The following is a 21,523-nucleotide window of genomic DNA, read 5'->3' as shown; positions in this document are numbered from 1 at the left end:
CCGGACGGGCGACGCCATTCAGACGGCGCCCGGCCCGCACAGCGCAGCGAAGCGCTCCGCGTCCACGTTGCCGCCGGAGACGATCACGCCCACGCGCCGGGGCAGCGGGCCCGCGCGGCCGGTGAGCAGCGCGGCCAGCGGCGTGGCGCCGCTCGGCTCGACGACGATCTTCAGGCGCTCGAAGGCGAACCGCATCGCGTCCCGGATCTCGTCGTCGCCGACCAGCACGATCCCGTCGAGGAGCCGTTCGTTGACGGAGAAGGTCAGTTCCCCGGGCGTGTGCAGGGCCTGGCCGTCGGCGATGGTGTGCGGCACGGGGATGCTGACGCGCCGTCCCGCCTCCAGCGAGCGCTTGGTGTCGTCCCCCGCCTCCGGCTCGACGCCGATCATCCGGATGTCCGGGTACAGGTCCTTGGCGACCGTGGCGCTGCCGGCCATCAGCCCGCCGCCGCCGACCGGTGTCAGCAGCGCGTCCAACTCCCCGGATTCTTCGAGGAGTTCGAGAGCGGCCGTGCCCTGCCCCGCCATGACGTGCGGGTGCTCGTAGGGCGGGATGAGGGCGAGGCCCCGCTCGGCGGCCAGGGCCTCGGCGATGGCGACGCGGTCGCCGGTGTAGCGGTCGTAGGTGACGATCTCGGCGCCGTACCCGGCGGTGGCCGCGCGCTTGGAGGGCGGGGCGTCCTCGGGCATGACGATCACTGCGGTGGTGCCGAGCTCGCGGGCGGCCAGGGCGACGGCCTGGGCGTGGTTGCCGGAGGAGTAGGCGGCGATGCCCCGGGACAGCTGCTCGGGGCCGAGACGGGATGCGGCGTTGTAGGCGCCGCGGAACTTGAACGCGCCGACGCGCTGGAAGTTCTCGCACTTGAGGTGGACCTCGGCGCCGACGAGCGCGTCGAGTGTGCGCGAGCGCAGGACCGGCGTGCGGTGGGCGACGCCCTTGAGGCGGGCGGCGGCGTCGCGGACGTCGTCGGCGGTGACCGGCGGGGTGGTGGTCGTCACGGATGCCCTCCAGGGGACGTGTCGCGGGCCGCCCGGGCCCGGGCGAGGTAGTGGTAGGCGGAGGCGCGGGAGATGCCGAGGCGTGCGGCGACCTGTTCGACGGCCCCGCGCACGGCGAAGACGCCGCGCGCGTCCAGCCCGTCGAACAGCTCCAGGCGCTCCGCGCGGTCGAGTTCGGGCCAGCTCCCCCGCTGCCGGGTCCGGTGGGCGTCGACGAGGGCGTCCACCACGGAGTCGATGTCGTTGCCGAAGGTGGTGACCGGCAGCTCGGCCGGGGCGGCGCCGGCTCCGGCGAGCGCGCCGAGCAGGTCGTGGACCCTGCTGACGGCAGTGACGTCCACGTTGACGCAGAGGGCGCCGAAGACGGCGCCCGTGGAGTCGCGCAGCACCATCGTGGAGGACTTCACGACCGCTCCGTTCCCGGCACGGGTGACGTAGTTCAGCTCGTCGGCCGCCTCGTCGCCGTGGGCCAGGACGCGCATGCCGATCTCGCTCATCGCGCCGCCCACCGCCCGGCCGGTCACCGATCCGGCCACGGCGACGACCGACTTCTCCGGGTTCCGGTAGTCGTGCAGCACGACCTCGCAGACGGGGCCGAAGGTCGCGGCGATGCCGTGCACGACCGGCGTCAGCGCGGCGAGGATCGCGTCCTGCTCGGCGCCCCGAGCGCGGGCCATGTCTCTTCTTTCCACCCCGCCACCCTAGACCACCAGTCCAGCCTCTGGATAGACCGTCCAGCCTCCCTCAACGATCGGCAATGGTTCTCACATGACTTCGGCCGCGAACCGCTTTTGACATTCATTCTCATCTAGCGTGACGGCTGCCGATCACCCCCGCGCACGTCCGTCCCCGCCCTGGAGGAGCCATGCCCCTGACCGCGTCCCGTCGTCTCGCGCTGCTGACCGGCGCGTCCCTGGCTCTGCTCGCGGGGTGCGGCAGTGCCCCGGACCCGGCCGGTGGCCAGGCCTCGCCCGGCCGGGTGGCGGTGGTGGCCTCCACGAACGTCTACGGCGACATCGTCCGGCACATCGGTGGCGACCGGGTCGACGTCACCTCGTTCATCAGCGACCCGGACCAGGACCCGCACTCCTACGAGGCCGACCCGCAGGACCGGTTGGCCCTGTCCCGGGCGGAGGTCGTCGTCGAGAACGGCGGCGGATACGACGACTTCGTCGGGCGCATGCTCCAGGCCGGCCACAACGGCTCCGCCCGGGTGGTCGACGCGGTCCGGATCTCCGGCAAGACCGCGCCGCCGGGCGGCGAGCTCAACGAGCACGTCTGGTACGACTTCCCCACCGTCGCCAAGGTCGCCGACCGGACAGCCGCCGCCCTCGCCGGGGCCGACCCCGCGCACGCGCGCACCTTCGAGAGGAACGCCGCGGCCTTCAAGGCCGGACTCGCTCCGCTGGAGGCCGGGGAGGCGCGGATCAGGAAGGAGCACGCCGGCGAGGGCATCGCGATCACCGAACCGGTGCCGCTGTACCTGACCGGGGCGAGCGGTCTGGTCAACCGGACGCCCCCGGCGTTCAGCGAGGCCGTCGAGGAGGGCGACGACGTCTCGCCGCGTGTCCTGCGCGAGAGCCTGGCCCTGTTCAGCGGCAGGAAGGTGCAGGCGCTCGTCTGCAACGTGCAGACCTCCGGCCCGCAGACCGAGAAGGCCGAGGCGGCTGCCAGGGCGGCCGGCATCCCCGTGGTGCCGGTGACCGAGACCCTGCCGCAGGGCGAGGACTACCTCGGCTGGATGACCGCCAACGTCCGCGCCCTCGCCGGCGCTCTCGGCCGGTGAACGCGGCCTCCGGGCGGGACGCCGCCCCCGTGATCCGGCTGCGCGGCGCCGCCCTGTCCTACGGCGACCGCCGGGTCTGGAGCGGGCTCGACCTCGACGTGCGGCCCGGGGAGTTCCTGGCCGTGCTCGGCCCGAACGGCGCGGGCAAGACGAGCTTCGTACGGGCCCTGCTGGGCCGGCAGCCGCTGTCCGCCGGCACGCTGACCGTCCTGGACCGCCCGGCACGCGAGTCCGCACGACGCATCGGCTACGTCCCGCAGCAGGCGACACTGTCCGCGCAGGCACCGCTGCGGGCCCGGGACCTGGTGCGGTTCGGCATCGACGGGCACCGCTTCGGCCCCGGGCCGCGCCGCTCGGGCGTCCGCCGGCGGGTGGACGAGATTCTGGAGTCGGTCGGCGCCCTGGCCTACGCCGATGTCCCGCTCGGCCTGCTCTCCGGCGGCGAGCGGCAGCGCGTGCGCATCGGGCAGGCGCTGGCGACCGACCCGCGGATCCTGCTGTGCGACGAGCCGCTGCTCTCGCTCGACCTCCACCATCAGCGGGCCGTCACCGGTCTGATCGACGCCCGGCGCCGCTCCCACGGCACGGCGGTCGTCTTCGTGACGCACGAGATCAACCCGGTGCTGGGGATGGCCGACCGGGTGCTGTACCTGGCCCGCGGCGGCCATCGGCTCGGCAACCCCGACGAGGTGCTGACCTCCGCGTCGCTGACCCGCCTCTACGGCACGCGGGTCGACGTCGTCCGGGTGCGCGGCCGCGTGCTCGTCGCGGGAGCGCCCGACGAGACCGCCCCGCCGCCGCACCACCCGGGGCGGCCGCACGAGACGGACGGAGTGCGCGCATGACGCCCGCCGGCGGGATCTGGCACCAGATCTTCGACTTCACCGCCTACGGCGCCCTGTTGTCCCTGGTGCGCAACTCGCTCGTCGCCGGTGCGGCGCTCGGGCTGGTGGGCGGGCTGGCCGGCGTGTTCGTGCTGATGCGGGACCTGCCGTTCGCGGTGCACGGCATCAGCGAACTGTCCTTCGCGGGCGCCTCGGCGGCGCTCCTGGCGGGGACGGACGTCGTGGCGGGCTCGATCGCCGGCTCGCTCCTCGCGGCCGGGGCCATCGGGGTGCTGGGGACACGGGCCCGGGACCGGAACTCGGTGATCGGCGTCATCATGCCGTTCGGGCTGGGGCTCGGGGTGCTCTTCCTCGCCCTGTACAAGGGCCGCGCCGCCAACAAGTTCGGGCTGCTGACCGGCCAGATCGTCGCCGTGGACACCCCGCGGACGGCGTGGCTGCTCGGCACCTCCGCGCTGGTGCCGGCCGTGCTCGCCGTCCTGTGGCGCCCGCTCGTCTTCGCCAGCACGGACCCGGACGTGGCCCAGGCGCGCGGGGTGCCGGTGCGCGGGCTGTCCTTCGTGTTCATGCTGGTCCTCGGCCTCGCGGTCGCCCTGTCGGTGCAGGTCGTCGGGGCTCTGCTGGTGCTGTCCCTGGTCGTCACCCCGGCGGCGGCCGCAGCCCGTGTCACCGCCTCACCGGTCCTGCTGCCCGTGCTGAGCGTGCTGTTCGCCGTCGTGTCGATCGAGGGCGGCATCCTGCTCGCCCTGGGCGGCAGCATCCCGATCAGCCCCTACGTCACGACGATCTCGTTCACGCTCTACGCGGTGTGCCGGGTCGCCGGCCGGTACCGCGCTCGGCGCTGGGGGGCGGGACGGACGGTGCCGCGCCCGGCATGAGGACGCCACGGTGCCCCGGTCCGCGCCCCGCCCGAGGACGCCCCGGCGTCCCGGGACCGCTGCCCGCCGGAGCCAACCGGCGGGCAGCGGCGGGCAGCGGAGCGGGCAGCGGCGGCGCGGGCGTGTCAGGCCGCGGCCAGTGCGGGCGCCGGGGGCGAGGCCCGCTCCTCCGCCTCGGCGAGCTGGGCCAGGAGCGTCGCCCGGGCGCGGGCCACCCGGGAGCGGACGGTGCCCACCGGGCAGCCGCTCAGCGCGGCGGCCTCCGCGTACGGCAGCCCGAGCACCTGCGTGAGGACGAACGCCTCGCGCCGTTCGTCGGGCAGCGCGGCCAGCAGTTCCTGCAGCGCCACGCCGTCGTCGAAGCCGGGCAGACCACGCGGCTGGGCGCGTTCGGCCGCCGGCTCCCACTCCACCAGGTCGGCCGTGCGGGGACGTACGGCGGTGTACCGGATGCTGTCGGCGACCGCGCGCCGGGCGATGGCCAGCAGCCAGGTGCGGGCCGAGGAGCGGCCCTCGAACCGGTGCAGGCTGCCGAGCGCCCGCAGGAACGTGTCCTGCGCCAGGTCGTCCACGGCCTGCGGATCCGCGCACAGATGGGCGACGTACCGGATGACGTCGCGGTGCAGGGCGCGCACGAACCGCTCGACGGCCGCGGCGTCCCCGCCGCGGGCGGCCAGCGCCCAGGCGGTTATCGACGCGTCGGCCGAGGCCGTTCTCTCGTGCGCGCGGGGCAGGGCAGGAGTGATCACCTGATGTCCTTCGGATCTTCCCGGGCCGCGGGCGGGCGAGCACGGCGGCACAGGGGTGCCGGGGCGTGCGCGCGGGGCGGCGCGGTCCGGTGAGCTGAGTGGGGACACGGCCGTGCCCGTGCGGCACGCCCGCTCCGGGCAGGCAGGACGCCCGGGGCACCGGCGTACCGCGGCACGGCCGTGAGGGACCGGGGCGCGCGGGGCGGCCCCGGGAGTGCCGGCTGCCGTCAGGCGGCAGCGGTCCCCACGGGCGGTCCGCGAGAGGTGATCGCATGGACGAGGAGGAGCGGACGGGGGGCGCGGTCGGACGACGGCGGCCGTACGCGCGCGGGCGGGGGCGGCGGCGCGGGCCAGGCGAGCAGCAGTCGCAGTGGTGCGGCCAGCCGGCCGCCCACGGCCCGCAGCAGCCGGAAGACCGAGCGCTCGCCGTGGCCCAGCCACAGACCGCACAGCAGCGCGGCCAGCAGGTGGGCGGCCAGCATGCCGAGGGAGGAGTCCCCGCCGGAGGCGTCCCCCATGTGGCCGGCGTGCCCCATGCCCGTGTGCAGGGGCATCGGCATGGACGCGGGCATGGTCGCCGGCATGGAGTCCATGGAGTCCGTGCCGTGTGCCGTCGGAGCAGGGGCCGCTGTCCCGGGCGCGAGCGAGAAGGCCGAGTGCAGCGCCGTCTGCACCACCACGGCGACGGAGACGACGAACCGAAGACCGCGCTCACGTCCGGCCAGGCACCAGCCCGCGATCCCGGTCACGGCCCAGCCGGCCAGCAGGACCGGCACGGGTACGTGATCGCCGGACATCATGACGTGGCCCAGGGCGGCGAGCACGACACAGACGGCCGCGAACACCGCGGCCCGCGTCGCGCGCACACCCCACCCAGCCGTCATGGCGCCTCATCCTCGCATTCCGGCCCCACGGGAACACCCTTGAGTACGCACATCGGCCGGGCCGGACACTCAATTGGCCATATGTGAACCACATCACACCGGTCGCGCGCGACGGCGAGGCGGCAGGCGCGGAGGCCGGGCGCGGGGCGGCGCCCGCTCCGCCGGCCGGGCCGCTTAGGGTGCTCGGCATGACGACGAACCCGGCGGCGGAGCAGGCACGGCAAGCGGACCAGGCGGACGAGGCGCGGCGGACCGGCCGGGCCGCGCACGACTACCTCTCTTCCTTGTTCTCCCTGGAGGGCCGGGTCGCGGTGGTCACCGGTGGCAGTTCCGGGATCGGCCGCGCCATCGCCGGCGCTCTCGCACTCGCCGGGGCGAGCGTCGTGGTCGTCGCCCGTACCGAGGCCACCCTGAAGGCGACGGTGGAGGAACTGACGGCCCAGGGCTGCCGCGTGGCAAGGGTCAGCGCGGACCTGGGCACGCGCGAGGGCGTACGGACGGCCGCCGAGCGGGCGGTCGAGGCGTTCGGCGAGCCCGACATCCTCGTCAACTGCGCCGGGATCAACCTCCGTCCGCACCTTGACGAGCTCACCGAGGACGTCTGGGACACCACGATGGCCGTCAACCTGGAGGCGCCCTTCCTGCTCGGGCAGCGCTTCGGCCCCGGCATGGCGGAGCGCGGGTACGGGCGGATCGTGAACATCAGCTCGCAGCAGGCGCACCGGGCGTTCGTCCAGAGCGGTGCCTACGGTGCGTCCAAGGGCGGGCTGGAGGCACTCACCCGGTCCCAGGCCGAGGCCTGGTCGCCGCGCGGCGTCACCTGCAACGTCCTGGTGCCGGGCTTCGTGATGACCCCGCTGAACGCACGGCTGTCGTCGGACCCGGAGACGGTGGCCGGTCTCGCCGCGCGCACGCTGATCGGGCGCAACGGCCTGGCCGAGGACTTCGCGGGCGCGGCGGTGTTCCTGGCGAGCCCGGCGTCGGCCTACGTCACCGGGCAGTCCCTCTTCGTGGACGGCGGCCTGTCCGTCCACTAGGGCGAAGCTCCCGCGACCGCCCGGCCGTCGCGGCTCCCCGCACGGCGGATGCGCCGACGGGCGCGGGCCGGTGCCCGGTGTCAGGCTGGGCACACAACCTGCGAAAGGGAAGCATCGCCATGATCACCACGGAGTTCGCCCCCGGTTCCCCCTGCTGGCTCGACCTCGGTGCTCCGGACGTCCGGGCCGCCGCGGCCTTCTACGGCGCCGTGCTCGGCTGGGAGTACGAGTCCATGGGCGAGAGCGAGGACTTCGAAGGCGGCATGTTCCGGAAGGACGGCAAGATCGTCGCCGGTCTCGGCAGGCTCACCGAGGAGGGCGCCCGCTCGGCCTGGATGCTCTATTTCCACGTCACCGACGCGGACGCGACGGCCCAGGCCGTGCAGCAGGCGGGCGGCACGGTCCGGGTGGCCCCGATGGACCTCGACGAGTGGGGCAGGATGGCGCAGTTCAGCGACCCGCTGGGCGGCCAGTTCGCCGTCTGGCAGCCGGGGACCGACACGGGCCTGGAACTGGTCGACCAGCCGGGCTCGCTGTCGTGGACGGAGCTGTACACGAGCGACGCGGGGGCCGCGAAGGAGTTCTACGGCGGTCTCTTCGGCTGGCAGTTCAGCGACATGCCGCTGCCGGGCGGCGGAGGCACGTACACACTCATCACCCCGGCGGGGCTTCCCGAGGAGCGCATGCACGGCGGCCTGATGGAGCTGGGCAAGGAGGACCTCGCCCTGGCGGACGGCCGGCCGTACTGGCACCCGGTCTTCGCCGTGGACGACTGCGACGCCGCGGTGGCCCGCGTCCGGGAGAACGGCGGCAGCGTGCAGATGGGCCCCGAGGACGCGGAGGGCGTGGGCCGCCTCGCGGTCTGCCTGGACCAGGCGAACGCGGACTTCGTGCTGCTCACGCCGTCCGGGATGTGAACGCCGCCCCGCCGGTCCGGTCCCGGGCCGGCGGGGACCTGGCGGAGCGCCGTCGCGCTACTTGCATATGATGCGCAAATGCGCGACTACATCATCAGGGAAGCCACGCCGGACGACGTCGACGGGGCCCGGGTGGTGATGCTGGACGCGGTGTACCGGGACTTCGGGACGGGCTACGTGCCCCAGTGGCACGCCGACATCATCGATCCGGTGGCGTTCTACGTCACGCCGGTGCGGCACACGCTTCTGGTCGCGGTGGACGGGAGCGACGGCACGGTGGCGGCCACGGCCGCGCTGGACGCACGCGGGCCGGCGCACCCGCCGAACCCGCGGTGGCTGGCCGAGCGGTTCCCGTCCGGCGAGACCGCGCAGCTGCGTCGGGTGTACGTACGGCCCGAGCACCGCAGGCGGGGGCTGGCCCGGCACCTGGTGGCGCGGCTGCTGGAGTTCGCGCGGGCCGACGGCGGCTACCGGTCGGTGTATCTGCACACGTACCCGGACTCCCCCGGCGCGATGGGCCTGTGGCGGACCCTGGGCAAGGAGCTGTGCGACGAACGGAAGGACGTGCCCGGCGGGGGCAGCGGAGCCGTGCACTTCGAGATCCCGTTCGCATGACGTTCGTCCGCATGAGGCTCGGCCTCATGAGGTTCCTCGGCATGAGGGCCGTCGTCATGGGGGCCGTCCGCGGGACCTTCGCCGGCGCGAAGAGGCTGCGCGTCCTGGCCCGGGGCGGCGGCCCGGCGCTGCTGTGGCGGGCCGTGCTGACCGCCGCCCTGGTGGGCGCGATCGGCCTGCTGCCGTGGCTGTCGCGCACCGACCCGGCGCTCACGGTCCTCAAGGCTCGTGCGGCGGACCGCGACCCGACCCCTGAGGCCCTGGGCGCCGTCCGTGCCGAACTCGGTCTCGACGACGGCCCCTTGCACCTGCTCGGCCGCTGGCTGGGCGGGCTGCCGCACGGGGACGCGGGCACGTCGTGGGTGTCCGGCTCGGAGGTGCTGCCCGGGGTCGTGCAGGCGTTCGGTGTTTCGCTGCTGCTGATGTCCGGGGCGCTCGCCGTCGCCGCGCTCACGGCGGCCGCGGTGTGTGCGCGCACGCTCCGGCTCGGTGCGCGGCGGCGGCTCGGCGCGCACCGGCCCGGCGGTTCGGCGGCGGCCGTACTGGCCGCGCTGCCCGAGTTCCTCGTCGCCTCGGTGCTGGCGTCGGTGATCGGCGTGCAGCTGGGCTGGCTGCCCGCCCTGGGCTGGTACGGCCCGCGGTGGATGGTCCTGCCCTCGCTGGCTCTCGGCCTGCCCGCCGGGGCGGTCCTCGGGCGGATGCTGGACGACCTGCTGCCCGGCGCCTTCGCCGAGCCGTGGGCGTCGGCCGCGGCCGCGCGCGGCATCCCCGCGGCGTCGCTGGCGCGGCAGGCGGTGCGCCGCTGCGTGCCCGGACTGCTGCCCAACCTGGGTCTGTTCGTCGTCGGGTTGACCGGCGGCTCGGTCGCCGTCGAGCAGATCTTCGACATCCCGGGCCTCGGCCGGCTCACGTTGCACGCCGCCCTCGCCCAGGACCTGCCCGTGCTGCAGACCGGCACCCTCGCCCTGCTCCTGCTCGCGGCCGCCGCCGGACTGCTCGCCCGGCTCGCGGCCCGGCCGCTGATCGGGCCCGCCCTGCGCGCCGGCGCACTGCACTCCCTGCACCGGCCCGCCCCGCCGGCGCCCCGCGCCCTCCCCCTGCTGTACGCGGCACTCCTGGCCGGCGTCATCGGGCTCGGCCTGCCACGCGATCCGCTCGCCCTGGACACCTTCGCCCGGCTCCAGGCGCCGTCCCCGGCGCACCCGTTCGGCACGGACGCGCTCGGCCGGGACGTGCTCGCCCGGGTCGCCCACGGCGCGCTGACCACTCTCGGCACCGCCCTCGCGGTGAGCGCCGCCGCGCTGGTGGCCGGGCTGCTGCTGGGGCTGCTGCCGCGGCTGTCCGGGCCGATGGCCGACACGGTCAGTGCCGTGCCGCCCGCCCTGGCCGGTCTCCTCGCCGCCGGTGTGGCGGGCACCGGTCCCTGGACGCCCGCCTTCGCCGTCGGGGTCGTCGCCTGGGCCCCGCTGGCCACCCACGCCTCCGCGCTGCTGCGTCAGGAGCGCGCGACGACCCACCTGGCCGCCACCCGGGCGCTGGGCGCCGGCCGCTGGTACCTGCTGCGGCGCGAACTGCTGCCGGCGGTGCTGGGCCCGGTCACCCGGCACGCGCTGCTGCGGCTGCCCGGCATCGCGCTGGGACTGGCCGCGCTCGGCTTCCTCGGGCTGGGCGCCCAGCCGCCGTCGCCCGAGTGGGGCCTGCTGCTCTCCGAGAACCGGCCCTACGCCGAACGCGCCCCCTGGGCCCTGCTCTTCCCCGCGGCCGTGCTCGCCCTGCTGGGGGCGCTGGCGGTGACGGCCGCCGGGGGCGTACGCCTGCCCGGGCGGCGCGGACGGCCCGCCGGGCGGACGGGTCCGCCCCCGCAGCCGTCCCGTCCCGTGGTGCCACGGCAGAGCCCGGGCCGCCCCGGCCCCCTCCCGGCTCCGGCCACGGCCCCTGCCCCGGCCTCCGCCTCACCGACGGACGAACGATGACCGACCTCATCTCCCGCGTCCTGGCCCGGCGGGCCCGCCGGGCGCCCCGGAGCGCGACCACCGGCGGCGCGACACCACGCGCCCCGCGCGAGAGCACCCGGCGCCTGTGGGCGGGCCTCCCCCCGCTGCTGCGGCTGCTGGTCCTGACCCAACTCGCCTTCAACCTCGGCTTCTACGCCGTGCTGCCGTTCCTCGCCGAGCACCTGGGCACCGCGATCGGCATGGCGGGCTGGCTGGTCGGGTTCGTGCTCGGGCTGCGCACCTTCAGCCAGCAGGGCCTGTTCGTGGTCGGCGGCTGGCTCGTCGACCGCTGGGGCGTGCGGCCGGTGGTGCTGGCCGGCTGCGCGCTGCGGATCGCCGGGTTCGCCTGGCTCGGGTACGCGGAGGCGACCTGGGCCGTGGTCGGGGCGGTGCTGGTGATCGGTTTCGCCGCCGCGCTGTTCTCCCCGGCCGTGGAGTCCGAGGTGGCCCGCCAGGCAGTCGCGTGGGAGGAGGACGGGCACGGCCCGCGCACCCGGGTCCTGGCCCTGTTCAGTGTGGCGGGGCAGGTGGGCGCCTTCGCCGGGCCGCTGCTCGGCGCGCTGCTGCTCGCCGTCGACTTCCGCACGGCCTGCCTCGCGGGCGCGGCGGTCTTCGTGCTGGTCCTCGCCGGGCACCTGTGGCTGATGCCACAGCACATCCCCGGCCGGATCCGCGCCGTGGAGCGGGGCGGAGCGCGCGTGCTGCTGCGCAATCGCCGGTTCCTGGCGCTGTGCTGCGCGTACGGCACGTACCTGCTGGGCTACAACCAGCTGTATCTGGCCCTGCCGGACGAGGTGCAGCGCGCGGCCGGTTCCCAGGCGCCGCTGTCCTGGCTGTTCGCGCTGTCGTCGGTCCTCGTGGTGGGTGCGCAGCTGCCGGTGACCCGCTGGGCGGGCGACCGGCTCGACCTGCGCCGCTCGATGGCCGCCGGGCTGCTGCTGATCGCGGCCGGTTTCGCCGTGGTGGCCGCCGCCCGCCCGGCCGGCTGGACGGGCGTCGCGGGGCTGTTGCCGGCCGCGGGCTTCGTCGTCCTGCTCACCGTCGGGCAGATGCTCGTGGTGCCCGCCGCGCGGGCCTGGGTGCCCGACCTCGCCGAGGAGGGCCGGATCGGCCTGTACATGGGCGCGCTGTCCTCCGTCTCGGGCCTGATCGTGCTGGCCGGCAGCGCGGCCACCGGGTCCCTGCTCGACCTGGGGCTGCCGGCGGCCGTGCCGTGGCTGGTCCTCGCGGCCGTACCGGCCCTGGCGGTGGCGCTGCTGCCGCACGGGGACGAGCGGGACGGCCAAGGGCGCCATGAGAACGGGGAGGGCCGGGCGGACCGGGAGCGGCAGGCGGGCCGGACGGGGCGAAGCAAGGGCGTGGGGACGGCCTGCGGGGAGTGATCCGGCCCCCGCCGGCGCGCGTGGACGCGTCACGCGGAGTGCGACGTCGCACGCGCCCCGGCGCTTCCGGGGCGGTGGCGTCCGGGGACTCCGGCGTGGAGCACAATGATCATCCGGCGCCAGTATCCTGGGCCGGCTGTGGCACCCCCCACCAACCCTCGTGCGGACACGGGGAGTTCGGGCCGCGGCGACGGACTTCCCACCTGCATGAGACGAGGACGAGTGCTGCTAGCGGGCCGCTACCGGCTGGATGTTGAGATCGGGCGCGGTGGAATGGGAGAGGTCTGGCGGGCGTACGACGAGACGCTCGCCAGGGCGGTGGCCGTCAAGCTGCTGCTCCCCCAGGACACCGACGCCACGGCGGCCTCCCGGTTCCGCCTGGAGGCGCAGACCGCCGGGCGTCTCAACCACCCGAACCTGGTCGGCGTGCTCGACTTCGGCGAGTACGACAACCGGCTGTACCTGGTGATGGAACTGGTCGACGGCGACAGCCTCGCGGGGGTGCTGGCCGCGTCGGGCGCCCTCCCGGCCGGCCGGGTGGCGGATCTCGCCGCCCAGGCCGCCGCGGGCCTCGCCGCCGCGCACTCCCACGGCATCGTCCACCGCGACATCAAGCCCGCCAACCTCCTGCTGGACCCCCACGGCACCCTGAAGATCGGCGACTTCGGCATCGCCCGCTTCCTCGACGACCCCGGCGCGGCGCTCACCGCGACCGGGCAGATCGTCGGCACCGGCCTCTACCTGGCACCCGAGCGCGCCCTGGGGCAGCCCGCCGGCCCCGCTTCGGACATGTACTCCCTGGGGTGCGTGCTCTACCAGCTGCTCAGCGGCCGCCCGCCGTTCCAGGCCGACACCGCCGTCGCGCTCCTCCACCAGCATCTCGACGCCGCTCCCGTGCCGCCCCGCGAACTCGGCGTCGCCGGTCTCCCGCCGGCGTTCGAGAACTATCTGCTGGGACTGCTCGCCAAGCAGCCCGAGGACCGGCCGTCGGCCCAGCAGGCCGCCGAGTGGTTCGCCGGCGGCGCCTGGCAGGGGCGGCCCGAGCCGCTGCCGGAGGCCACGCGCCCGGCGTCCTCGCCGCCGCCGGGGCCGTCGGCGCACGCACCGGCCCGGGCGAACACCGCGGCCCACGCGCCGGCCGGAAGGGGCGCCCCGGCCACCTACGCGCTGCCCACCGGGGCGCGCACCGCCCCGGGCGGGCGGGCCCGCCGCGCGGCGCCGCGCAGCGGCCCCGACCACCGCTCGCGCCTGGCCGTCACGGCCGCCGCCGCGGCCCTCTTCCTCGCCGCGATGTACCTCGGCATGGTCTGGTTCTCGCCCGACGACACCGCGACGAAGGGCACCGAACCCGACGCCTCGCCCTCGGCGAGCAGCCCGGCCTCGCCCTCGGACCCGCAGCCGCGGGCATCGGCCGACCCGCTCGCCTCCACCGCGCAGGACGGCGGGACGTCGACCGTGGGTACGGTGGCCGATGTCACTCCGTCCGCCGAGGCACCCGAGACCGGCGCTCCCTCCGAGCCGGCGCCCGAACCGCCGGGCCCGGAGCGGGAGACGAGCGGGGGCGGCGCGGAACAGGTGGAGCAGCCGAAGCCGCATCCTCCCCGGGGTCCCGTGGACGGCGGGGAGGACGAGGACGACGAGGGCGACGACTGAACGGGTCTGCGCCGGTGTGCGAGCGGGCGCCCCTCGCGCGCCCCCTGGGGCGGCTTGTCATCGCCCTTATCGCGGCCTTATTGTCACCACGCCTTGGTGAACGGGAAATCCGGTGTGATGCCGGTGCGGCCCTCGCCACTGTGAATCGGGAAGTCCGGCTCCGGCCCTCGCGGGCAGCCACTGGGTCCTCGTGACCCGGGAAGGCGGAGTTCGGGCGGTGGTACCCGTCAGCCAGGAGACCGGCCAAGGCGCGTCAACCATCCACGAGGTGCTGGAGAGGGTCTGCTGAGCCATGCACATAGCCGAGGGTTTTCTGCCTCCGGTGCACGCGGCCGCCTGGGGCGTCGCGTCGGCGCCGTTCGTCGTCCACGGAGTCCGGTCACTCACCCGTGAGGTGCGCGAGCACCCCGAGAGCACGCTGCTCCTCGGTGCCTCCGGCGCCTTCACGTTCGTCCTGTCGGCCCTGAAGCTGCCGTCCGTCACCGGCAGTTGCTCCCACCCCACCGGCACCGGCCTGGGGGCCATCCTGTTCCGGCCGCCGATCATGGCGGTGCTGGGCACGATCACCCTGCTCTTCCAGGCGCTGCTGCTGGCGCACGGCGGGCTCACCACGCTCGGCGCCAACGTCTTCTCCATGGCGATCGTCGGCCCCTGGGCCGGGTACGCCGTCTACCGGCTGCTGCGCCGGTACGACGTGCCGCTGATGGTGGCCGTCTTCTCCGGCGCGTTCGTCGCCGACCTGTCCACCTACTGCGTCACCAGCGTGCAGCTGGCCCTGGCGTTCCCCGACCCGGCCGGTGGGTTCCTGGGCGCGCTCGGCAAGTTCGGGTCCATCTTCGCCGTCACCCAGATCCCGCTCGCGGTCAGCGAGGGGCTGCTGACGGTGCTCGTGATGCGGCTGCTGGTGCAGTCCAGCAGGGGCGAACTGGCCCGGCTGGGCGTGCTGCCGAACACGAAGGGGTCGAGGACCGAGGCGGAGGCGGTGGCCCGATGAGCCGGAACACGAAGATCAACCTGCTGTTGCTGGCCGTCGTCGCCGCCCTCGCCGTGCTGCCGCTCGCCCTCGGTCTCGGCGACCACAAGGACGAGCCGTTCGCGGGCGCCGACGGCGAGGCCGAGACCGCGATCACCGAGATCGAGCCGGACTACGAGCCGTGGTTCTCCCCGCTGTACGAACCACCGTCCGGGGAGATCGAGTCGGCCCTGTTCTCCCTCCAGGCGGCGCTCGGCGCCGGTGTCCTCGCCTACTACTTCGGGCTGCGCCGGGGCCGGCGGCAGGGTGAGCAGCGGGCGCTGGAGCGGGAAGGGGACACCGGGAGCGTGCTCGCCGGCGCGGGCGGGAAGTCCGCCGACGGGCGGGACTGAGTCCGCGTGCTGCCGATCGACGTGGCGGCGCACAGCAGTCGCTGGCGCCGCCGCCACCCCGTGGACAAGGCCGTGCTCGGGTTCGGTCTCACGGTGCTCGCGATCTCGCTGCCGCCGTGGCCGGGCGCGGCCCTGGTGCTGGTGGCGGCCCTGGTGCTGCTGCTGGGGCCGGCGGGCGTGCCGGGCCGGCAGCTGTGGCGGGCCTACCGGGTGCCGCTGGGCTTCTGCGTGACCGGCGCGCTCACACTGCTCGTCCAGGTCGGCGGGCCGGACGGTTTCGTCTCCCTCGCCGGTGACGGGCCGGTCCGGGCCGGGGAGTTGCTGCTGCGCACCTCGGCGGCCTCCCTGGGCGTGCTGCTGTTCGCCTTCACGACGCCGCTGTCCGACCTGCTGCCGCGCCTGGTACGGGCCGGGATCCCCGCGCCGGTCGTCGACGTGGCGCTCGTGACGTACCGGATGAGCTTCCTGCTGCTGGACTCCGTGCGCCGGGTCCGGGAGGCCCAGGCCGCGCGCCTGGGGCACACCAGCCGGGCGGCGGAGTGGCGTTCCCTGGCGGGCCTGGGCGCCACCGCGTTCGTCCGGTCCTTCGACCGGGCCGCCCGCCTCCAGACCGGGCTCGCCGGGCGCGGCTACGACGGCACCCTGCGCGTGCTGGTGCCCGAGGCCCGGGTCTCCGCCCGTTTCACGGCCGCCAGTTGCGCCCTGCTCGGGGCGCTGGCCGCCCTCGCCCTGATCCTGGAAAGGCCGCTGACATGAGCGAGCCCGCCCTCGTCGCCCTGCGGGGCGCGTCCTTCGGCTACGAGGACGGCCCGGCCGTGCTCAGCGGCCTCGACTTCGACATCCACGAGGGCCGCGCGCTGGCACTGCTCGGCCGCAACGGCAGCGGCAAGACGACCCTGATGCGCCTGCTCAGCGGTGGACTGAAGCCGGACGAGGGCCGGCTGACGGTCGACGGGCGGCCGGTGACCTACGACCGCAAGGGCCTGACGCGGCTGCGGACGGCCGTGCAGCTGGTGGTGCAGGACCCGGACGACCAGCTGTTCGCCGCCTCCGTGGAACAGGACGTGTCGTTCGGGCCGCTCAACCTGGGCCTGGATCACGCGCAGGTCCGGGCGCGGGTGGCCGAGGCGCTCGCCGCCCTCGACATCACCGCCCTGGCCGCCCGGCCCACCCACCTGCTCTCCTACGGGCAGCGCAAGCGCACCGCCATCGCGGGCGCGGTCGCCATGCGGCCCCGGGTGCTGATCCTGGACGAGCCGACGGCCGGGCTCGACCCCGACGGCCAGGAACGGCTCCTCACCACGCTCGACGGGCTCCGCGCCGGCGGCACCACGGTGGTGATGGCCACCCACGACGTCGACCTCGCGCTGGCCTGGGCCGACGACGCGGCGCTCCTCACCCCGTCCGGCGTCCGCACCGGCCCCGCGGCCACCGTCCTGGCCCGCGCCGATCTCCTGCGCGCGGCGGGACTGCGGCTGCCGTGGGGCGCCGCCGTCACGGAACTCCTGCGCGCCCAGGGGCTGTTGACCGGCAACCGGCCGGGGCCGCGCACGCCCGCAGAACTCGCCGCCCTGGCGGCCGGTCGGCCGGCGGCCTCCGGGGCCTGAACTCCCGCCGCGGTGCGGTCAGTCGACGTAGGAGCGGAGCTCGCCGCGGCGCCGGACGTCGAGGGTCGCGCAGTGGAACGAGCCGCCGAACGGGGCGTAGTGGAGCAGGTCGCACGGGATCGGCTCGAAACCCCACCGCTCCAGGGCGCGCAGCATGCCGGTGTGGTGCCGCTCGGCGATCACCCGCTTCTCGTCGACCATCAGCACGTTCATGCTGAGCCACTTGCCGCACATCGACGTCACCTTGAGCAGCCGCTCGTCGATCGGGTCCGGTTCGGGCGCGACCAGCACGTCCCAGCCGTCCAGGACGTCCGGCAGCCGGCCGGGGTCGATGTACTCGGGGTTGACCAGCACCTTCCCGGGGGCGAGCAGCACGAACGTGGTGTCGATGTGCATGGGCGTACGGCAGCGGCTGGTGATCTCGTGGATGCGGTACCCGGGGCCGAGGTGGCGGCGCAGCCAGTCGATCCCCATCGCGTTGGTGACGTTGCTGCGCGTCACGAACAGATCGCGGCCCGCCCGGACGAAGTCCGCCGCGTCGAAGACGGGTTCGAACTCGGTGAGGATGTACCGCATGGGCTCGCCGTCCCGCGGGACACGGAAGTCCGGGTCGAACAGCTCGTCGGTCAGCTGCGGTTTGGGCGCCGACGTCCAGCGCGCGCCGCGCCGGAAGTAGTCCTTGAGGATCGGCCGGTAGGAGTGCGTCTCGAAGTACCGGCACGGCCAGGCCATCGGCGTCTCGATGATCTCGTCGCCGATCACGAGCATGCTGTCGCGCGGGCAGGTGTTGCAGAATCCGCGCGAGGACCAGTCGGGCGTGGCGAAGCGGCGCCGGTGGTCGACCGCGTCCGGGCGGCGGACCGTGACACCGAGGGACTCCAGCAGCGCGACGAAGCCGTCGAGCTCCTGCTGGGCCTGCTCGACGAGCAGACGCGGGTAACGGAAGCCCGCGGCGAGGCCTTGCAGGCGCCCGGCCCAGGGCGGCACGTTGCAGGTGACCACCGGGTGGCCGGAGGGGATCGTCGCCCCGTCCAGACGCCCGACGATGATCTCCTCCAGCGGGTCCCACTCGTTGTGCGAGTTGACCGGCCGGGCGAGGTGTTCCGCGCTCGGGCCGGCCGCGGCGGGGTGCTTCGCGGCCTCGCCGGCGGCGGTGGCTGTTCCGGGACCGTGTGTGACCGCCATGCTCACCACTCTTCCGGTCGCAAGCTTCGTTGGGCGCCGCGCGGGGACGCGGCGCGAGGCGGCCCGCCGGGGTGTGCCGTCAGCCGTCGCACGGGGCATCGACGCCCGCGCGGGCGGGCCGGCCGTGCATTACGGTTGCCCAGCTTCGGGCACTTCACTACGTTGCCGAGGTGGATCTCTTCTCGATCTCCTGGACGGCGCTGCGTGCGGCCGTCGCCGATCTCTCCGACGAGGACTTCGCGCGCCCGTCCGGCTGTGCCGGCTGGCTGGTGCGGGACCTGGTGTGTCACCTGGTCATCGACGCGCAGGACGTCCTGATCACCCTGGCGACGCCGTCCCGGCGGGAACCGACCCGTGACGCCGTGACCTACTGGGAGGTCTCCGGCACCCCGCCGACCGGTGAGGACCCGCTGGACGCGCTGACGGTCCGGCTGGCCGCCGCCTACCAGGAGCCGCACCTGCTGAAGTTCCACCTGGACGACGTCGGATCCGCCGCGGGCCGTGCCGCTGCGCTCGCCGATCCGGCCGGCCGGGTCGGCACCCGCGACGAGGTGCTCACGGTGGCCGACTACCTCTCGGTGTACGTGCTGGAGTGGACGCTGCACCACCTGGACCTGATCGCCCACCTCCCGGACCCGCAGCAGCCCCCGGCGGCGACCCTCAGCCGGTCCCGAGAGCTGCTGGAGCGGATCGCGGGCCGTGCGTTCCCCGCGTCCTTCTCCGATGCGGACGCGCTGCTGATCGGCACGGGCAGGCGGGAGCCGACCGGGGCGGAACGGGCCGCGCTCGGCGATGCGGCCGCGCGGTTCCCGCTGTACCTCGGCTGACCGGGCTTCCGCCACGGTCGCCTCAGGGCCTTCGAGCCGGCTGTTCCAGGGCTTCGCCCCGGCTGCCCGATCGTCGGCCCGGCCGTTCGGGTCCCTCGTCCGGCCCCCCGTCGAACGGCTCCGGGCGAGGTGGGAGCATGGCCGGTATGGACATCCGCCGCAGGAACCACGTGAACGTCACCGGCCCCGACGACGCCCCCGTGCTGCTCCTGGCACACGGGTTCGGCTGTGACCAGAACATGTGGCGCCTGGTGGTGCCGGTCCTGGCGCGGCGCTACCGGGTGGTGCTGTTCGACTACGTCGGCTCGGGCAGGTCGGACCTCTCGGCGTGGACCGAGGAGCGGTACTCCTCGCTCCACGGCTACGCCCGCGACGTCGTGGAGGTCTGCGAGGAACTCGACCTGCGGCAGGTGGTGTTCGTGGGCCATTCGGTCAGCGCCATGGTGGGCGTGCTCGCCGCCCAGGCCGCGCCGGAGCGGATCGGGGCCCTGGTGATGGTGACGCCCTCCCCCTGCTACATCGACAGCGGGGACTACCGCGGCGGCTTCAGCACCGAGGACATCGACGAGCTGCTGGCCTCGCTGGAGGCGAACTACCTGGGCTGGTCGTCCGCCATGGCTCCGGTGATCATGGGCAACCCGGACCGCCCGGAGCTCGGCCGGGAACTGACCAACAGCTTCTGCGCCACCGACCCGGACATCGCCCGGGTCTTCGCCCGTACGACGTTCCTGACCGACAGCCGCGAGGACCTCAAGGGCGTCGACGTGCCGACCCTGGTGCTGGAGTGCGAGCAGGACGCCATCGCGCCCCGCGAGGTCGGCGCCTACGTGCACGCCGCCATCCCGTCCTCCCGCCTGGTCACGCTGGACGCCACGGGGCACTGCCCGCAGCTGAGCGCCCCCGAGGCCACCGCCGCGGCGATCCTCGACTTCCTGGAGTCCGTCCGGTGATGTGCCGCACGGGCGGTGTGCCGGACCCCGCCGAGACCGGGGACGGGGCGAGCACGGACGCGGCGTTCACCGCTCTGCTGGAGGACAGCGCCGAAGACCTCTACGAGTCGGCGCCGTGCGGCTATCTGTCCACGCTGATGGACGGCACCATCGCCAAGATCAACGCCACGCTGCTGGACTGGCTGGGCCTGGAACGCGAGGCCGTGGTGGGGCGCAAGCGCTTCACGGACCTGCTCACGGTCGGCGGCCGGCTCTACCACGAGACCCACTTCGCGCCGCTGCTGCGCATGCAGGGCGAACTGCGCGGGGTCGCGCTGGAGATGCGGCGCGAGGGCGGCGGCCGGCTGCCGGTGCTGGTCTCCGCCGTGGTCAAGCACGGCACCGAGGGCGAGCCGCTGCTGATCCGCACCACCGTCTTCGACGCCTCCGACCGGCGCGCCTACGAGGAGGAGCTGCTGCGCCGGCGCCAGGAGGCGGAGCGTGCCCGTGCGGAGGCGGAACGGTCCCGTGCCGAGGCCGAGGCGGCTCGGCGGCAGGCGGAGGCCGACCGGGCCCGGCTGGCCGCGGCGCTCGCCGTCCTGCAGCAGTCCCTCGTACCCGACTCGCTGCCCGCCGTGCCGGGCCTGGAGACGGCCGTCCACTACCACACGGCCTCGCCCGACCGGCTGGGCGGCGACTTCTACGACCTGTTCCCGGTGGCCGGTGACCGGTGGGCGTTCTTCCTCGGCGACGTGTGCGGCAAGGGGCCCGAGGCCGCCTCGCTCACCTCGCTGACGCGCTACACCCTGCGGGCCGCCGCCCACCTCGACCCGGAGCCGGCCGCGGCGCTGGCCACGCTCAACGCCGTGCTGCACGAGCGGTACACGGCCGACGGCAACCCCCGTTACTGCACCTGCATCTTCGGGATCGTCGAGCCCGCGGGCGAACACGGCCCGGCGGTGGTGCGCCTGGCCGCCGGCGGGCACCCGCCGGCTCTCGTCCTGCGGTCCGACGGCAGCGCGCAGTACCTGCCGACGCCGGGCGGCATGCTCGTCGGGGTGCTCACCGACGCGCCGATCGGCACCGCCTCGACCGTCCTGAACCCCGGTGACACGCTCGTGCTGTACACCGACGGTCTCACCGAGGCCCGCAGCGGGCCCGGACGGGACGACCGGTACGGGGAGGACGCCCTGCTCGCCTTCGGTGCCGGCCGGGCGCCCGCCACGCCGCGCGAGGTCGTCACCGCGCTCACCGGGCTGTTGGAGGGCTTCGGTGACGGGCTGGACGACGACACCGCCCTGCTCGCCCTCGGCGTCCCCGCCTCCCCCGCCCCCGTGACACCTCCCGCGACGAGCCGCCTGCCGTGAACCCGCTGACCATCGACCTCCACTCCGCCGCGAACGGCCCGGTCCTGCGGGTGGCCGGCGACCTCGACTTCGACCGGGCCCCGGAGCTGCGCCGCCGGATCGACGAGCTCGCGCTGACGTCCGGACAGTGCCTGGAGATGGATCTGTCCGGCCTGGGCTTCTGCGACTCCTCCGGCATCACCGCCCTGCTCGCCGCCCGCCAGCACGCCCTGGCCGCCGGGGCCGACATCGTGCTGGCCGCCGCACCGGCCAACCTGATGCGCGTCCTCTCCCTGGTCGGCCTGGACCGGGTCTTCACCCTGCGCCCGGACGCCACCGCGCCGTGACGTGGGGCGCGGCGGCGCCCTGAGGGACGACCCCGGCCCCGCCGTCCAGCCGTCCGGCCGTGCGACGGGCGCGCGCGGCCACCGCTGTGCCGCCTGCCGGGCGCGCCGGCTCCGCCCGCCGCGCCTCCTGGCGCTCCCCGCACACCACCGCCCGGCCGGAAAACGCTTGGACTGCGCC

General features: G+C 75.0%; 22 protein-coding genes and 1 riboswitch. Of the genes, 17 read left to right on the top strand and 5 right to left on the bottom strand.

Annotated elements, in window-relative coordinates; translation table 11 throughout:
- Window positions 1–18: 18 nt before the first annotated feature.
- Both ACIGAQ_RS05625 and ACIGAQ_RS05620 read right to left on the bottom strand, forming a co-directional pair.
- Window positions 19–999 (bottom strand): pyridoxal-phosphate dependent enzyme, encoded by a 981-nt coding sequence (locus tag ACIGAQ_RS05625; RefSeq protein WP_399779369.1) that lies wholly within the window; start codon window positions 997–999, stop codon window positions 19–21.
- Window positions 996–1,676 (bottom strand): transcriptional regulator, encoded by a 681-nt coding sequence (locus ACIGAQ_RS05620; RefSeq protein WP_399779367.1) that lies wholly within the window; start codon window positions 1,674–1,676, stop codon window positions 996–998. Before ACIGAQ_RS05620 ends, ACIGAQ_RS05625 begins: the two co-directional genes overlap by 4 nt.
- 188 nt (window positions 1,677–1,864) lie before the next feature.
- On the opposite strand from ACIGAQ_RS05620, the gene ACIGAQ_RS05615 reads away from it, so the two are divergent.
- The 3 genes from ACIGAQ_RS05615 to ACIGAQ_RS05605 are packed head-to-tail and all read left to right on the top strand — an operon-like array spanning window position 1,865 to window position 4,508.
- Window positions 1,865–2,785, top strand: a complete 921-nt coding sequence (locus ACIGAQ_RS05615; RefSeq protein ID WP_399779365.1) for a metal ABC transporter solute-binding protein, Zn/Mn family — start codon at window positions 1,865–1,867, stop codon at window positions 2,783–2,785.
- The gene (locus tag ACIGAQ_RS05610; RefSeq protein WP_399779363.1) at window positions 2,782–3,630 is read left to right on the top strand and encodes a metal ABC transporter ATP-binding protein; all 849 of its coding nucleotides are present in this window, start codon (window positions 2,782–2,784) and stop codon (window positions 3,628–3,630) included. Before ACIGAQ_RS05615 ends, ACIGAQ_RS05610 begins: the two co-directional genes overlap by 4 nt.
- Window positions 3,627–4,508 (top strand): metal ABC transporter permease, encoded by an 882-nt coding sequence (locus tag ACIGAQ_RS05605; RefSeq protein ID WP_399779361.1) that lies wholly within the window; start codon window positions 3,627–3,629, stop codon window positions 4,506–4,508. The genes ACIGAQ_RS05610 and ACIGAQ_RS05605 overlap by 4 nt, the downstream gene beginning before the upstream one ends.
- A gap of 125 nt (window positions 4,509–4,633) precedes the next feature.
- Here the strand turns inward: ACIGAQ_RS05605 and ACIGAQ_RS05600 are convergent, their stop codons facing one another.
- Together ACIGAQ_RS05600 and ACIGAQ_RS05595 are read right to left on the bottom strand one after the other, a co-directional pair.
- Window positions 4,634–5,257 carry a sigma-70 family RNA polymerase sigma factor gene (locus tag ACIGAQ_RS05600; protein ID WP_311684576.1) on the bottom strand — a complete coding sequence of 208 codons (624 nt, stop codon included), beginning with the start codon at window positions 5,255–5,257 and terminating at the stop codon, window positions 4,634–4,636.
- A gap of 227 nt (window positions 5,258–5,484) precedes the next feature.
- Complete coding sequence (locus ACIGAQ_RS05595) at window positions 5,485–6,141, bottom strand: hypothetical protein (RefSeq protein ID WP_399779359.1); 657 nt, start codon at window positions 6,139–6,141, stop codon at window positions 5,485–5,487.
- 188 nt (window positions 6,142–6,329) lie between these two features.
- Here ACIGAQ_RS05595 and ACIGAQ_RS05590 point away from each other — a divergent pair, with 188 nt between their 5' ends.
- From ACIGAQ_RS05590 to ACIGAQ_RS05545, 10 genes are all read left to right on the top strand, one after another.
- Entirely contained in the window at window positions 6,330–7,178 is an 849-nt protein-coding gene (locus ACIGAQ_RS05590; protein ID WP_362282699.1) for an SDR family oxidoreductase, read from the top strand.
- A 119-nt stretch (window positions 7,179–7,297) separates the two neighbouring features.
- A complete protein-coding gene (locus ACIGAQ_RS05585) occupies window positions 7,298–8,095 on the top strand; it encodes a VOC family protein (protein ID WP_311684572.1) in 798 nt (265 codons plus the stop codon).
- Between the two features lie 78 nt (window positions 8,096–8,173).
- Window positions 8,174–8,710 carry a GNAT family N-acetyltransferase gene (locus ACIGAQ_RS05580; protein WP_362284721.1) on the top strand — a complete coding sequence of 179 codons (537 nt, stop codon included), beginning with the start codon at window positions 8,174–8,176 and terminating at the stop codon, window positions 8,708–8,710.
- A gap of 11 nt (window positions 8,711–8,721) precedes the next feature.
- Window positions 8,722–10,683, top strand: a complete 1,962-nt coding sequence (locus tag ACIGAQ_RS05575; protein WP_399779356.1) for an ABC transporter permease subunit — start codon at window positions 8,722–8,724, stop codon at window positions 10,681–10,683.
- Window positions 10,680–12,086, top strand: a complete 1,407-nt coding sequence (locus tag ACIGAQ_RS05570) for an MDR family MFS transporter (RefSeq protein WP_399779354.1) — start codon at window positions 10,680–10,682, stop codon at window positions 12,084–12,086. The genes ACIGAQ_RS05575 and ACIGAQ_RS05570 overlap by 4 nt, the downstream gene beginning before the upstream one ends.
- Before the next feature lie 273 nt (window positions 12,087–12,359).
- Window positions 12,360–13,739: a protein kinase gene (locus tag ACIGAQ_RS05565; RefSeq protein WP_399780682.1), complete on the top strand. Its 1,380-nt coding sequence runs from the start codon at window positions 12,360–12,362 to the stop codon at window positions 13,737–13,739.
- Window positions 13,740–13,816: 77 nt separating this feature from the next.
- Window positions 13,817–14,002, top strand: a riboswitch (cobalamin riboswitch).
- 29 nt (window positions 14,003–14,031) lie between these two features.
- On the top strand, window positions 14,032–14,733 hold the full coding sequence (locus ACIGAQ_RS05560; protein WP_399779352.1) for an energy-coupling factor ABC transporter permease: 702 nt from the start codon (window positions 14,032–14,034) through the stop codon (window positions 14,731–14,733).
- Window positions 14,730–15,104 (top strand): energy-coupling factor ABC transporter substrate-binding protein, encoded by a 375-nt coding sequence (locus ACIGAQ_RS05555; RefSeq protein WP_399779350.1) that lies wholly within the window; start codon window positions 14,730–14,732, stop codon window positions 15,102–15,104. Before ACIGAQ_RS05560 ends, ACIGAQ_RS05555 begins: the two co-directional genes overlap by 4 nt.
- Window positions 15,105–15,110: 6 nt before the next feature.
- A complete protein-coding gene (cbiQ, locus tag ACIGAQ_RS05550; RefSeq protein ID WP_399779348.1) occupies window positions 15,111–15,860 on the top strand; it encodes a cobalt ECF transporter T component CbiQ in 750 nt (249 codons plus the stop codon).
- Entirely contained in the window at window positions 15,857–16,711 is an 855-nt protein-coding gene (locus ACIGAQ_RS05545; RefSeq protein WP_311684559.1) for an ATP-binding cassette domain-containing protein, read from the top strand. Before cbiQ ends, ACIGAQ_RS05545 begins: the two co-directional genes overlap by 4 nt.
- A gap of 18 nt (window positions 16,712–16,729) precedes the next feature.
- On the opposite strand, the gene ACIGAQ_RS05540 is transcribed toward ACIGAQ_RS05545, so the two are convergent.
- Window positions 16,730–17,896, bottom strand: coding sequence for an amidinotransferase (locus ACIGAQ_RS05540; protein WP_362284735.1), 1,167 nt, complete (start codon window positions 17,894–17,896; stop codon window positions 16,730–16,732).
- 170 nt (window positions 17,897–18,066) lie between these two features.
- Between ACIGAQ_RS05540 and ACIGAQ_RS05535 the strand changes: the two genes are divergently transcribed.
- From ACIGAQ_RS05535 to ACIGAQ_RS05520, 4 genes are all read left to right on the top strand, one after another.
- On the top strand, window positions 18,067–18,723 hold the full coding sequence (locus tag ACIGAQ_RS05535; RefSeq protein WP_399779346.1) for a maleylpyruvate isomerase N-terminal domain-containing protein: 657 nt from the start codon (window positions 18,067–18,069) through the stop codon (window positions 18,721–18,723).
- A gap of 146 nt (window positions 18,724–18,869) precedes the next feature.
- The gene (locus tag ACIGAQ_RS05530) at window positions 18,870–19,673 is read left to right on the top strand and encodes an alpha/beta fold hydrolase (RefSeq protein ID WP_399780679.1); all 804 of its coding nucleotides are present in this window, start codon (window positions 18,870–18,872) and stop codon (window positions 19,671–19,673) included.
- Entirely contained in the window at window positions 19,673–21,019 is a 1,347-nt protein-coding gene (locus tag ACIGAQ_RS05525) for a SpoIIE family protein phosphatase (RefSeq protein WP_399779344.1), read from the top strand. The genes ACIGAQ_RS05530 and ACIGAQ_RS05525 overlap by 1 nt, the downstream gene beginning before the upstream one ends.
- Window positions 21,016–21,345, top strand: coding sequence for an STAS domain-containing protein (locus tag ACIGAQ_RS05520; protein WP_399779342.1), 330 nt, complete (start codon window positions 21,016–21,018; stop codon window positions 21,343–21,345). Before ACIGAQ_RS05525 ends, ACIGAQ_RS05520 begins: the two co-directional genes overlap by 4 nt.
- Window positions 21,346–21,523 lie beyond the last annotated feature (178 nt).

This window comes from Streptomyces sp. NPDC085932, from assembly GCF_044540525.1.
GTDB lineage: Bacteria > Actinomycetota > Actinomycetes > Streptomycetales > Streptomycetaceae > Streptomyces > Streptomyces levis.
Note: the sequence above shows the minus strand (reverse complement) of the source record. Positions and strands in the feature narration are given on the sequence as shown.

Coding starts and splice junctions, on each gene's coding strand:
- ACIGAQ_RS05560 (WP_399779352.1), top strand. CDS start 14,032: ATGCACATAGCCGAGGGTTTTCTGCCTCCGGTGCACGCGGCCGCCTGG.
- ACIGAQ_RS05590 (WP_362282699.1), top strand. CDS start 6,330: ATGACGACGAACCCGGCGGCGGAGCAGGCACGGCAAGCGGACCAGGCG.
- ACIGAQ_RS05580 (WP_362284721.1), top strand. CDS start 8,174: ATGCGCGACTACATCATCAGGGAAGCCACGCCGGACGACGTCGACGGG.
- ACIGAQ_RS05570 (WP_399779354.1), top strand. CDS start 10,680: ATGACCGACCTCATCTCCCGCGTCCTGGCCCGGCGGGCCCGCCGGGCG.
- ACIGAQ_RS05620 (WP_399779367.1), bottom strand. CDS start 1,676: ATGGCCCGCGCTCGGGGCGCCGAGCAGGACGCGATCCTCGCCGCGCTG.
- ACIGAQ_RS05530 (WP_399780679.1), top strand. CDS start 18,870: ATGGACATCCGCCGCAGGAACCACGTGAACGTCACCGGCCCCGACGAC.
- ACIGAQ_RS05565 (WP_399780682.1), top strand. CDS start 12,360: ATGGGAGAGGTCTGGCGGGCGTACGACGAGACGCTCGCCAGGGCGGTG.
- ACIGAQ_RS05585 (WP_311684572.1), top strand. CDS start 7,298: ATGATCACCACGGAGTTCGCCCCCGGTTCCCCCTGCTGGCTCGACCTC.
- ACIGAQ_RS05575 (WP_399779356.1), top strand. CDS start 8,722: ATGAGGCTCGGCCTCATGAGGTTCCTCGGCATGAGGGCCGTCGTCATG.
- ACIGAQ_RS05605 (WP_399779361.1), top strand. CDS start 3,627: ATGACGCCCGCCGGCGGGATCTGGCACCAGATCTTCGACTTCACCGCC.
- ACIGAQ_RS05615 (WP_399779365.1), top strand. CDS start 1,865: ATGCCCCTGACCGCGTCCCGTCGTCTCGCGCTGCTGACCGGCGCGTCC.
- ACIGAQ_RS05540 (WP_362284735.1), bottom strand. CDS start 17,896: ATGGCGGTCACACACGGTCCCGGAACAGCCACCGCCGCCGGCGAGGCC.
- ACIGAQ_RS05545 (WP_311684559.1), top strand. CDS start 15,857: ATGAGCGAGCCCGCCCTCGTCGCCCTGCGGGGCGCGTCCTTCGGCTAC.
- ACIGAQ_RS05525 (WP_399779344.1), top strand. CDS start 19,673: ATGTGCCGCACGGGCGGTGTGCCGGACCCCGCCGAGACCGGGGACGGG.
- ACIGAQ_RS05555 (WP_399779350.1), top strand. CDS start 14,730: ATGAGCCGGAACACGAAGATCAACCTGCTGTTGCTGGCCGTCGTCGCC.
- ACIGAQ_RS05595 (WP_399779359.1), bottom strand. CDS start 6,141: ATGACGGCTGGGTGGGGTGTGCGCGCGACGCGGGCCGCGGTGTTCGCG.